The organism is Marinithermofilum abyssi, assembly GCF_014641195.1.
In the GTDB taxonomy this organism is placed as follows: Bacteria; Bacillota; Bacilli; order Thermoactinomycetales; family DSM-45169; genus Marinithermofilum; species Marinithermofilum abyssi.
This window is the reverse complement of record NZ_BMHQ01000041.1, coordinates 1-631: the sequence shown is the minus strand read 5'-3', so window position 1 is coordinate 631 and position 631 is coordinate 1. Positions and strand designations below refer to the sequence as shown.

Sequence of the window (631 nt, the reverse complement as noted above, 5' to 3'; positions counted from 1 at the left end):
CGTCGGTGTACACGTATTTTCCAATCCCGTAACGCCCCCACTTCCACTTGCGTCGGGACTCATCCAGTTCCAGCTTCGTCATGGGATAGTTTTTCTGGATGACCCGTTTGGCTGGTTTCGTGAAGCGGTGCTGAATGAACTCAAAGGTCAGGTCTTTTTTAGTGACGTCTGGCAATGAGTCTTTCAGTTTTTCAAACATGTGGCGATACCCGTCTTTCCAACCTTCGTGCAAATAGATCGGGGCCACGATGAACCCCAGGGGATAACCCGCTTTGGCAACCTTGGCGGCGGCTTCGATACGGTCTTTCAACGAAGAGGTGCCGGGTTCTAGATACTTGATGACATAATCCGCATTGATGCTGAACCGAAAACGGGTTTTTCCATTGTGCTTAGCATCTAAGAGATGATCAACATGAGCAAATTTCGTCACGAATCGAAGCCGACCGTACTCTGACTCCCCGAAATATTCGATTGCTCGTTTTAAGGTATGGGTGAGATGGTCCACCCCGACGATATCTGACGTGCAGGACGCTTCAAACCGGGTAATTTCGGGAGCTCGTTCTTGTATGTACTTCTCAGCCGCATCGAAAATTTCCTCGACGTTAACATAGGTGCGAATGTACGGCTTGCT

General features: G+C 49.3%; 1 protein-coding gene. It reads right to left on the bottom strand.

The genetic code is table 11. From position 1 onward, the window contains the following. The coding region (locus IEW70_RS17635; RefSeq protein WP_373286004.1) for a spore photoproduct lyase family protein at nucleotides 1-631 on the bottom strand (631 nt) is incomplete at both ends.